Source organism: Micromonospora sp. NPDC049799 (genome assembly GCF_040656655.1).
Classification (GTDB): domain Bacteria; phylum Actinomycetota; class Actinomycetes; order Mycobacteriales; family Micromonosporaceae; genus Micromonospora.
This window is the reverse complement of the sequence record NZ_JBFAMU010000151.1, coordinates 1-10,638: the sequence shown is the minus strand read 5'-3', so window position 1 is coordinate 10,638 and position 10,638 is coordinate 1. Positions and strand designations below refer to the sequence as shown.

Genomic DNA, 10,638 nt, shown 5'->3' with positions numbered 1-10,638 from the left:
GGCCGGCCGCAGGGTCTCGGCGGCGGCGATCGCGGCGAGCACGGCGGCGGCCTTGTTGCGGGTCTCCTGGTCCTCGGCGGCCGGGTCGGAGTCGGCCACCACGCCCGCGCCGGCCTGCACGTAGGCGCGCCCGTTCCGCATCAGGGCGGTCCGGATCGCGATCGCCATGTCCAGGTCGCCGCCGAAACCGAAGTAGCCGACGGTGCCGCCGTAGAGGCCGCGCCGGACCGGCTCCAGCTCCTCGATGATCTCCATGGCCCGCACCTTGGGCGCGCCGGAGAGCGTGCCCGCGGGGAACGTCGCGGCGAGCGCGTCGAAGGCCGTCCGGTCCTCCCGGAGCATGCCGACGACCGTGGAGACGATGTGCATGACGTGGCTGTAACGCTCGATGGTGGCGAACTCCGGCACCTCGACCGTGCCGGGCCGGCACACCCGCCCCAGGTCGTTGCGGCCGAGGTCGACCAGCATCACGTGCTCGGCCCGCTCCTTGGGGTCGGTGAGCAGCTCGGCGGCGAGCCGGGCGTCGGCCTCCGGGGTGCTCCCGCGCGGGCGGGTGCCGGCGATCGGGTGCAGCAGCGCCCGGCGCTCCCCGTCAACGGCGGTGGTCACCTTCACGTGCGCCTCGGGCGACGAACCGACGATGTCGAAGCCGTCGAAGCGCAGCAGGTACATGTACGGGCTCGGGTTGGTGGTGCGCAGGACCCGGTACACGTCCAGCGGGTCCGCGTGGGTTTCCCGCTCGAAGCGCTGGGCGAGCACGATCTGGAAGCACTCGCCGGCCCGGATCGCCTCCTTGGCCGCCTCGACGGCCTTCGGGTAGCCGCCCTCGGGCGTCCGGCAGAGCACGTCACCGGCCGGCGGCCGGTCCACCGTCGAGATCATCGGCGGGATGGGCCGGGACAGGGCCGTCGTCATCGCGTCCAGCCGGCCGACGGCGTGGTGGTACGCGGCGACGACCCGGGCGTCCCGGTCCGGTTCACCCGGCGGCGGGAGGACCGCGTTGGCGACCAGGATCGCCGAGCCGTCGTAGTGGTCCAGCACCACCAGGTCGGTGGCGAGCATCATGCCCAGCTCGGGCACGCCGAGGTCGTCCTCGGTCAGGTCGGGCAGCCGCTCGAAACGCCGGATCAGGTCGTAGCCGAGGAAGCCGACCATCCCGCCGGTCAGCGGCGGCAGGTCGGCGGCCGGGTCGGGGGGCGGCCCGGCCAGCGCCTCGACCGTCGCCCGCAGCACCTCGACCGGGTCACCGGAGGTGGGCAGGCCGGCCGGCGGCTGCCCGGTCCACGTCGCCACACCCTCGGACGTGGTCAGGGTGGCGCTGCTGCGCACACCGATGAAGGAGTACCGCGACCAGGCCAGCCCGGCCGAGCCGACCCCCTGCTCGGCCGACTCCAGCAGGAACGTTCCCGGCCCGCCGGCGAGCTTGCGGTAGACGCCGACGGGGGTCTCCGCGTCGGCGAGCAGCCGCCGGGTGACCGGAACGACCCGCCAGGCTCCCGCGCGGGCCGCGAAGGTGGCCAGGTCCGGGCTGACCGTGCCGTCGGTCACGACTGCCCCCCGGCGCTGACCGGCAGCTCCGAGAAGAAGCACGTGCGGTGCCCGGTGTGGCAGGCCGCACCGACCTGGTCGACGCTCACCAGCAGCGCGTCGCCGTCGCAGTCCAGGGCGACCGAGCGGACGTACTGGTGGTGGCCGGAGGTGGCGCCCTTGACCCAGTACTCCTTCCGGCTGCGCGACCAGTAGGTGGCGCGGCCGGTGGTCAGGGTGCGGTGCAGCGCCTCGTCGTCCATCCAGGCGACCATCAGCACCTCCCCGGAGTCGTGCTGGCGGACCACCGCGGCCACCAGACCGTCCGGGGTGCGGCGCAGCCGGTCGGCGATGGCCGGGTCGAGCCGGGAGGGCCGGACCGGGCCGTCCGCCGGCTGCGGGCTGGGGTGGGCGCCGTTCACCGGCGCGTCAGGTACGGGCACAGTGACCCATTGTCCCGCACGCGGCGCGGGCACCGGAGCGGGCTCCCGTCTGCCAGAATGCCGGTCCGGTCGACACCCGCCCTAGTGGCCGACGAACCTCATCGCCGCCTCGGGATACCGTTCGCCGGCCGCCGCTCCGGGCGGCACCGCCGCGCTCAGCCGTGCCACCTGGTCCGGGCCGAGCCGCAGGTCGGCCGCCGCCGCGTTCTCCTCCAGGAACCGGACCCGCCTGGTGCCCGGGATCGGGAGGATGTCCCCGCCTTGGGCCAGCAGCCAGGCCAGCGCCGCCTGGGCCGGCGTGCACCCGATCTCCGCCGCCACCGCCCGGACCGCCTCGACCAGCTTCAGGTTGGCGTCCAGGCTGCCGTCGGCGAAGCGCGGAGCGTGGCGTCGCCAGTCGTCGTCGGCAAGCTGGTCGCGACCCGTGATCGCCCCGGTGAGCAGGCCCCGCCCGACCGGCGAGTACGCCACCAGCGACACGCCCAGCTCCCGGCAGGTCGCCAGCATCTCGCCCTCGACGTCCCGGCTGAACAACGAGTACTCCATCTGCACCGCCGCGACGGGGTGCACCGCGTGCGCGGCGCGCAGCGTGGCCGGGCTGACCTCGGAGAGCCCGATGAGGCGTACCTTGCCGGCGGCGACCAGCTCGGCCATCGCGCCCACGGTCTCCTCTATCGGGGTCGCGGGGTCGCGCCGGTGCAGGTAGTAGAGGTCGATCGTGTCGATCCCGAGCCGGCTCAGCGACGCGTCACACGCCTCGCGGGCCCAGGCCGCGCTGCTGTCCACGAAGAAGCCGGGGGTCCCGGTGCCGCCGGAGCCGGCGCCGCTGGTCCGGTTGCCGAACTTGGTGGCCAGGAAGACCTCGTCGCGGCGGGCCCGGACGACCGGGCCGAGCAGCCGCTCGTTCGCGCCCGCGCCGTACATGTCGGCGGTGTCGAGGTGGTTCACGCCGAGGTCGAGGGCACGGTGCAGGGTCCGCGTCGACTCGGTGTCGTCGCTCGCGCCGTACGCGAAGCTCATGCCCATGCAGCCGAGGCCGACGGCCGACACCTCCGGTCCGCGCGCGCCCACCCGTCGCCTCACCATGCGTTCCCCTCCTCCGCCCGCCGGTAGATGTCGATCTTGTAGTCGAGCACCTTCAGGTCCTCCTCCAACTCGGCCATCCGATCGAGCACCCTGGCGCGGTGCGCCTCGAAGAGCGCCCGCCGCTCCCGCAGGGTGGCGTCGCCGTGGCGGGCCAGTTCCGCGTAGCGGCGCATGTCGCGTACCGGCATCCCGGTGCGGCGCAGCCGCGTGAGCAGGAGCAGCCAGTCGACGTCGCGCCCGGTGTACCGCCGCCGGCCGGCCGAGTCGCGCCCCACCGGGGCCACCAGCCCCTCCTGCTCGTACCAGCGCAGCGTGTAGGTGGTCAGGCCGACCCGCTCGGCCGCCTCGGAGACGGTGAGGGTCGGCTCCCGCGTGCTGATGTCCACGGGCTCAAGGCTTCCAGTTCGAGTGCACGCGAAGTCAACCGTTGCGCGCAGGTCGGTTATTCATCTAGCGTTGAGTTCAACAGGTGTTGAGTTTTTGGGGAGGTGTCATGGAGGACGCGATCGTCGTCCGGGACCTGGTCGTCGACCGGGGCGGGCGGCGGGTGCTGCACGGGATCGACGCGGTGGTGCCGCGCGGGGCGGTCACCGGGCTGCTCGGGCCCAGCGGCAGCGGCAAGACCACCTTGATGCGCGCGGTGGTCGGGGTGCAGGTGGTCACCGCCGGCACCGTCACCGTGCTCGGCCGGCCGGCGGGGTCGCCCGATCTGCGCCGGCGGGTCGGCTACCTGACCCAGGCGCCCAGCGTCTACCCGGACCTGACGGTCCGGGAGAACGCCCGCTACTTCGCCGCCCTGCACGGTCGGGGTCGGGCCGCCGCCGACCGGGCGGTGGCCGACGTCGGGCTCGCGCGCGCCGCCACCCAACTGGTCGGCACCCTCTCCGGCGGTCAGCGCAGTCGGGCGTCGCTCGCCTGCGCCCTGGTCGCCGAGCCGGAGCTGGTCGTGCTCGACGAGCCCACCGTGGGCCAGGACCCGGTGCTACGGGCCGACCTGTGGGCGCAGTTCCACGCCATGGCCGCGACGGGCACCACCCTGCTGGTCTCCAGTCACGTGATGGACGAGGCGGCCCGCTGCGACCGGCTGCTGCTGATCCGCGAGGGGCGGCTGATCGCCGACGACAGCCCCGACGCGATCCGCGCCGCCGCCGGTTCCGACGACCTGGACGAAGCGTTCCTCCGGCTGATCCGCGCCACCGAGGCCGACGTCGAGGAGGCGTCGTGAATCCCCGGATCCTCGCCGCCACCACCGGCCGCATCCTGCGCCAGCTCCGGCACGACCGGCGCACCCTGGCGCTGCTCGCGGTGGTGCCGTCCGCGCTGCTCACCCTGGTCTACTTCATGTACGTCGACCAGCCCGCCCCGCCCGGCGCGCCCTCGACCTTCGACCGGGTCGCGCTGATCATGCTCGGCTTCTTCCCCTTCGTGATCATGTTCCTGGTGACCAGCATCGCGATGCTGCGCGAACGCACCACCGGCACGCTGGAACGCCTGCTCACCACACCGCTGGGCAAGCTCGACCTGCTCTTCGGCTACGGCCTCGCGTTCGGTCTGGCCGCCTCCGTCCAGGCGGTGATCGCCTCGGCCGTGGCGTACTGGGTCTTCGACCTCGACACCGCCGGGCACAGCGGCCTGGTGCTGCTGATCGCGGCACTGAACGCGGTGCTCGCCGTCGCGCTCGGGCTGTTCTGCAGCGCCTTCGCCCGCACCGAGTTCCAGGCCGTACAGTTCATGCCGCTCGTGGTGGTCCCCCAGCTCCTGCTGTGTGGGCTGTTCGTGCCCCGGGGTGAGATGGCCGGCTGGCTGCAGGCGGTCAGCGACGCGCTGCCCCTGTCGTACGCCGTGGAGGCGTTGCAGGAGGTCGGCGCCAACGCCGAACCCACCGGCACGATGTGGCGGGACCTGGCGGTCGTCGCCGGGTCGGCGGTGCTGGCCCTGGTGCTCGCCGCCGCGACCCTGCGCCGCCGCAGCGGCTGACGCCGGCGGGGCACGGCCCGCCGACCACGGCACGACCGGTGGCGGGCCAGGACGGGAAAGGGACGAAGGACGGCGATGGCGCGGCGAACGGGACGGCGACCGGGCAACCCGGACACCCGGGAGGCGATCCTGCGGGCGGCACGCGACGCGTTCGCGGACCGGGGCTACGACGCCGCCTCGATCCGCGCCATCGCCGCCGTGGCCGGGGTGGACCCGGCGCTGGTGCACCACTACTTCGGCAACAAGGACCAGCTCTTCCTGGCGGCGATGAACGCGCCGCTGAACCCGGGCGAGCTGCTGCCGGCGGTGCTCGCCGGGGACCGGGACGGCATCGGCGAACGACTGGCACGGACGTTCCTCGGGGTGTGGGACTCGCCCGCCGGCACCGCCGGGGTGGCCCTGCTGCGCTCGGCGCTCAGCAACGAGTGGACCGCCCGGCTGCTGCGCGAGTTCATCACCACCCAGGTGCTCCGGCGGGTCCTGGAGCACCTCGACGTCGACCCGGCGGAGCTGCCCATGCGCGGCTCGCTGGTGGCGAGCCAGCTCATGGGGCTGGCCATGGTCCGGCACGTGGTGAAACTGGAGCCGGCCGCCTCCGCCGATCCGGAGCTGCTGGTCGCCGCCATCGCGCCGACCCTCCAGCGCTACCTCACCGCCCCCCTCAAGGTGTAAGGAAGGGTCAGGCGTGCTCGGCGGGGCGCGGGGTGCCGGCGCAGGGGCGCAGCACCGGGCGCAGCAGGTGGGCCAGGTCCGCCGGTTCGGCCAGCGGACGCGGGAAGGTCAGCCGGGCGCGGCGACGGGCGGCCGGCCGGCCGTACGCGACGAGCATCCCGTACCGGTCCAGCCGGACCACCCGCGGCGCGGTCCCCGGGCCGCCGTCGGCCAGGCCGAGCTGCCGACGCAGGTACGCGGCCATCCGGTCGGCGTGCTGGTCGGCGAGGTCGGCCAGCAGGCCCCCCTCGGCGGCGTGCAGCGGATCCGGCTCGGCCTCCGCGTACGCCCCGGGGTCGATCCGGCGCACGGCGCCGGCGCGTTCCCAGCGGGCCTCGGCCACCTCGAACCGGAACAGGCGGAAGCGGGTGCCGACGTCGAGCAGGTCACCGGTCGGCTCCACGGCCGCGAAGTCCAGCGCGGCGGCGCGGGCCTCGGTCCCGTGCAGCGGCGTGGCCCAGCCGGAGACCCAGGCCCGGCCGAGCGACGGCGCGCCGGCCGACGGCGGCAGGTCCAGGACGTCCAGGACCGCCGGTACGTCGGTGCCACCGTCGACCGGTCGCAGCGCGGCCGCGAGGTCGCTGACCACGGGCACGAGCAGGAGCACCCGCCCGTCCGGGTCGGTGACGTGCCGGGCGTGGTGCGGGCCGGGCCGGTGCGCCACGTGGACGAGACCGGGCAGCCGGCCCGCGACGAGGGTGCGGACGATCTCCGCCGGGCTGGGTCGCACGGCACGACCTCCTCAGTAGGTTAGGCTCACCTAACTCGGAGGGTAGAGCACCACGACCGTCGCGTCTACCTGGTCTGTTCCAGCCACGAGGCGTAGAGCAGGCCATAGATCGACCCGGGGTCGCGCACCAATTCGTCGTGCGGGCCGCGCTGCACGATCCGCCCCCGGTCCACCACGATCACCTCGTCGGCGGACTGGGCGGTGGAGAGCCGGTGCGCGATGGCGAGCGTCGTCCGTCCCCGGGTCACCGCGTCCAGGGTGCGCTGCAACCGCACCTCCGTGGCGGGGTCGACCGCGCTGGTCGCCTCGTCCAGCACCAGCAGGTCCGGGTCGGCGACGTACGCCCGGGCCAGCGCCACGAGCTGCCGCTCCCCCACACTCAGCGCCTCGCCGCGCTCCCCCACCGGCGTGTGCAGCCCCGACGGCAGCCCCTCCAGCCAGTCGGCCAGCCCCAGCTCGGTGAAGGCCGTCGTGAGCTGCGCGTCGGTCAGGTCCGGACGGGCGAAGCGGACGTTCTCCGCCACCGTCGCGTCGAACAGGAAGCCGTCCTGCGGCACCATCACCACCCGGGACCGCAGCGAGGCGAACCGCACCCGGTCCAGCGGCACACCGGAGAGCAGCACCGCGCCCTCGGTGGGGTCCATCAACCGGGTGACCAGCTTCGCGAAGGTGGTCTTGCCGCTGCCGGTCTCCCCCACGATCGCCACCCGGCTCTTCGCCGGGATCTCCACCTCGATGTCGTGCAGCACCGGCGCGCCGCCCGGGTAGGCGAACCGCACCCCGGCGAACCGGATGTCCAGTGGCCCGGACGGCAGGTCCCGGCCCTGGGCCCCCGGATCGGCGACGTCCGGTTCGACGTCCAGCACGTCCAGCACCCGGCGCCAGCCGGCGATCGCGTTCTGCGCCTCGTTGAGCACCTCGGTGGCGATCTGCACCGGCTGGATGAAGAGCGTGACCAGGAACAGGAAGGCCGTCACCTCGCCGATGCTGAGACTCCGGTCGGCGCCGAGGGTCACCCCGAGCACCACCACACCGGCCAACGCCACCCCGGCGGCCAGCTCGCCGACCGAGCTGCCCAGGATGCTGATCCGGATCGCCTTCTGCTGCGCGCGCCGCTGGCTGTCGATCGCCTCGTCGAGGCGACGGGCCGTGCGCCCGGCGATCCCGTACGCCCGGATCACCGGCGCGCCCACCACGCTCTCGGCGATCGTCCCCAGCAGGGTGCCGGTGCGCTGCCGGACCACCCCGTACGCCCCGGCGAGCCGGCGTTGCAGCGCCCGGATCACGAACACCGCCGGCAGGAACGCGGCGAACACCACCAGGGTCAACTGCCAGGAGTACACGAACATGACCAGCGTCGTCACCACCAGCTGACCGAGGTTGATCAGCAGGATCACCCCGCCCCACTGGAGGAACTGGGTGATCTGGTCCACGTCACTGGTGACCCGGGAGACCAGCGAGCCCCGTCGCTCGGACTGCTGGTGCAGCATCGACAGGTCGTGCACGTGCCGGAACGCCCGGACCCGCACGTTGGCCAGCGCGGTCTCGCTGACGGTGAAGAGCCGGCGCATCATCAGGTAGCCGCAGAGCGTGGTCACCACCAGCACCGCGGCCGTCACGGCGACCACCGTCCAGACCACGCCCAGGTCGAGCCCGCCGAGGATGCCCCTGTCGATGCCCTGCTGGACGGCGACCGGCACCGCCGCCCGGCCGACCATGTAGACGAGCGCCAGGCCCAGCGTGCCGGCGAGGCCCACCCGCAGCTCCGGGGAGAGCGCGAGCCCTCGCCGCAGCGTCTGCCAGGTCGTCTCGGCCGGCTCCGTGCGCCCCTCCTCCGGGGTCGTCGTGGTGCTGCTCACCGGACTGGCCTTTCGTTCGCGACTGCGGGGCTCGCAAGCTCACTCCTCGCGCTCACCGGTCCACCTCGATCTCCAGGCCGGACGCCAGCGGCGGCGTGACCTCGTCGGCGTACGTGCGCTGCTCGGCCTGCTCGACCTCCGCCTGCTCATAGGCGGTGACCAGGTCGGCGTAGCCGGAAACGGTGGCGAGCAGCTCGGTGTGCGTACCCCGGGCGATCACCCGCCCCTGCTCCAGGTAGACGACCTCGTCGGCGAGGGCGATGGTCGCCCGCCGGTACGCGACCACCAGGATCGACGCCGCCGGCGCTCCCGCCGCACCCGTGGACGAGCGCAGACCGGCCAGGATGGCGGCCTCCACCCGCGGGTCCACGGCGCTGGTCGCGTCGTCGAGCACCAGCAGTCGGGGTCGGCCGGCGAGCGCGCGGGCGAGGGTGAGCCGCTGCCGCTGGCCGCCGGAGAGCGAGGTGCCCCGCTCACCGACCCGCGTGTCCAGGCCCTCGGGGAGAGCGGCGACGAAGCCGTCCGCCTCGGCCAGCCGCAGGGCCGCCCACACGTCCTCGTCGCCGATGCCCGGCCGGTCCAGGGTGATGTTGGCCCGCACGGTGTCGTCGAAGACGAAGGGCACCTGGGCGACGAGCGCGGCGGTGCCGGCCAACGAGGCGGCGGTGAGGTCGCGGACGTCGACACCGTCGACGCTGACCGAGCCGGCGTGCGGGTCGACCAGGCGGACGGCGAGCGACGCGATGGTGGACTTGCCGGAGCCGGTCGGGCCGACCAGGGCGACGGTCCGGCCGGCCGGGACGGTGAAGGTGACCTCGCCCAGCACCTCGGTGCCGGGCAGGTGCGCCTCGGCCGGCTCGTACGCGAAGTGCACGTCGGAGAAGGTCAGCGTGGCGGGTCGGGGGTCGGCGGGGTCGAGGACCCTCTCGCCGTACGGCATCTCGCCGGTCGCGTCGAGCACCCGGCGCACCCGGTCCCAGCCGGCGACGCTGCGGGGCAGCTCGGCGAGCACCCAGCCGATCGCGCGGACCGGGAAGGCCAGCACGGTGAACAGGAACGCCACGCTGACCAGTTCCGCGACGCTGATCGCGCCCTGCCGCAGCCGGATGGTGCCGACCACCAGCACCGCGAGGGTGCCGAGGCTGGGCAGGGTCTCCAGCATCGGGTCGAAGACCCCGCGGAGGCGGCCCACCGCGACCAGGGCGTCGCGTAGCTCCCGGGCGTGGGCGGCGAACCGGTCGGTCTCCTGCGCCTCCCGGCCCATCGTCTTGACCACCAGCGCGCCGTCGAAGCTCTCGTGGGCGATGCCGCTGACCTCGGCGCGCAGCAGCTGCGCCCGGGCCTGCCGGGGAGCCATCCGGCGGCTGTAGACGACGTTGAGCGCGAACAGCGCCGGGAAGACCGCGAGCCCGACCAGGGCCAGCGCCCAGTCCGTGACGAACAGCGTGCCCACCGCTCCGACCAGCATCACCAGCGTGCCGACGGCGAACGGCAGCGGGGCGATCGGGTACCACGCCGCCTCCACGTCGGAGTTGGCGTTGGACAGCAGGGTGCCGGTGGCGTTGCGGTGGTGCCAGGACAGCGGGAGGTCCAGGTAGCGGCGGGTGACCCGGCGGCGGTAGGCGGCCTGGAGGCGGTACTGCATGTAGCCGGCACCGAGGCGCCGGCCGAAGATGCCCACCACCCGGAGCACGCTGATGCCGAACAGCGTCGCCGCGGCCAGGGCGAGCGCGCCGACCTCCACCGAGCCGCGCTCGATCGCCGGCACCACCACGTCGCCGACCACCCCGCCGACCACGTACGCGCTGCCGATCACCATCAGACCGAACAGCACGCTGCCGCTCACCGCGACCGCGAAGATCCGCGGCTGCTCCCGGATCGCCTTCCCGAGGACGACGAGCCCTCGGGCGAGCACGTCCCGACTTGTCCTGGTCGCCACACTCTCCCCCGCCGTAAGCCGCAATTATCTCTCCCATCCTTACCGCTGTGGGACCGCTCCGCTGACCCGGGAGCCCTATGTCCAGCGTCACGTCCGCGCCACGACCGGACGCCACGCCGCGCGGCCCGCGCCGACCAGCGCTCCACCGGCGGCGTGGGCCCGCCCGCCCTAGGATCGTGGCCATGCCGCGGTACGCCCGATCGGAGCGCGAGGCGCTCGCCGATCTCTTCGGAACGCTGGGACCGGACGCACCGACGCTCAACGAGGGGTGGGCCACGCGGGACCTGGCCGCCCACCTGGTGCTGCGGGAACGCCGGCCGGACGCCGCCGGCGGCATCCTGCTGCCCCCGCTGCGCGGGCACGCCG

General features: G+C 74.1%; 10 protein-coding genes and 1 pseudogene. 4 read left to right on the top strand and 7 right to left on the bottom strand.

Going from position 1 to position 10,638, the window contains the following annotated elements; translation table 11 throughout:
* The 4 genes from AB0I76_RS14090 to AB0I76_RS14075 form a co-directional block, all read right to left on the bottom strand.
* A partial coding sequence (locus AB0I76_RS14090; RefSeq protein ID WP_357034456.1) for an anthranilate synthase component I occupies positions 1-1,548 on the bottom strand: 1,548 nt, incomplete at its 3' end.
* The gene (gene hisI / locus AB0I76_RS14085) at positions 1,545-1,970 is read right to left on the bottom strand and encodes a phosphoribosyl-AMP cyclohydrolase (RefSeq protein WP_357034454.1); all 426 of its coding nucleotides are present in this window, start codon (positions 1,968-1,970) and stop codon (positions 1,545-1,547) included. The genes AB0I76_RS14090 and hisI, both read right to left, overlap by 4 nt.
* A gap of 81 nt (positions 1,971-2,051) precedes the next feature.
* Positions 2,052-3,056, bottom strand: a complete 1,005-nt coding sequence (locus tag AB0I76_RS14080) for an aldo/keto reductase (RefSeq protein ID WP_357034452.1) — start codon at positions 3,054-3,056, stop codon at positions 2,052-2,054.
* Positions 3,050-3,442 (bottom strand): MerR family transcriptional regulator, encoded by a 393-nt coding sequence (locus AB0I76_RS14075; RefSeq protein WP_357034450.1) that lies wholly within the window; start codon positions 3,440-3,442, stop codon positions 3,050-3,052. The genes AB0I76_RS14080 and AB0I76_RS14075 overlap by 7 nt, the downstream gene beginning before the upstream one ends.
* A 107-nt stretch (positions 3,443-3,549) precedes the next feature.
* Here AB0I76_RS14075 and AB0I76_RS14070 point away from each other — a divergent pair, with 107 nt between their 5' ends.
* The 3 genes from AB0I76_RS14070 to AB0I76_RS14060 all read left to right on the top strand — a co-directional run bounded on the left by AB0I76_RS14070 (position 3,550) and on the right by AB0I76_RS14060 (position 5,705).
* The gene (locus tag AB0I76_RS14070) at positions 3,550-4,281 is read left to right on the top strand and encodes an ABC transporter ATP-binding protein (protein WP_357034448.1); all 732 of its coding nucleotides are present in this window, start codon (positions 3,550-3,552) and stop codon (positions 4,279-4,281) included.
* Positions 4,278-5,033, top strand: coding sequence for an ABC transporter permease (locus AB0I76_RS14065; protein WP_357034446.1), 756 nt, complete (start codon positions 4,278-4,280; stop codon positions 5,031-5,033). The genes AB0I76_RS14070 and AB0I76_RS14065 overlap by 4 nt, the downstream gene beginning before the upstream one ends.
* 75 nt (positions 5,034-5,108) lie before the next feature.
* Complete coding sequence (locus AB0I76_RS14060; protein ID WP_357034444.1) at positions 5,109-5,705, top strand: TetR family transcriptional regulator; 597 nt, start codon at positions 5,109-5,111, stop codon at positions 5,703-5,705.
* Between the two features lie 7 nt (positions 5,706-5,712).
* Here AB0I76_RS14060 and AB0I76_RS14055 read toward each other — a convergent pair whose 3' ends face one another.
* The 3 genes from AB0I76_RS14055 to AB0I76_RS14045 form a co-directional block, all read right to left on the bottom strand.
* Positions 5,713-6,474 carry a DUF2470 domain-containing protein gene (locus tag AB0I76_RS14055; protein ID WP_357034443.1) on the bottom strand — a complete coding sequence of 254 codons (762 nt, stop codon included), beginning with the start codon at positions 6,472-6,474 and terminating at the stop codon, positions 5,713-5,715.
* 65 nt (positions 6,475-6,539) lie between these two features.
* Positions 6,540-8,333 carry an ABC transporter ATP-binding protein gene (locus tag AB0I76_RS14050; RefSeq protein WP_357034441.1) on the bottom strand — a complete coding sequence of 598 codons (1,794 nt, stop codon included), beginning with the start codon at positions 8,331-8,333 and terminating at the stop codon, positions 6,540-6,542.
* Between the two features lie 52 nt (positions 8,334-8,385).
* Positions 8,386-10,272, bottom strand: coding sequence for an ABC transporter ATP-binding protein (locus tag AB0I76_RS14045; protein ID WP_357034440.1), 1,887 nt, complete (start codon positions 10,270-10,272; stop codon positions 8,386-8,388).
* 182 nt (positions 10,273-10,454) lie between these two features.
* Here AB0I76_RS14045 and AB0I76_RS14040 point away from each other — a divergent pair.
* Positions 10,455-10,638, top strand: a pseudogene (locus AB0I76_RS14040) (TIGR03085 family protein); the annotation flags it as partial.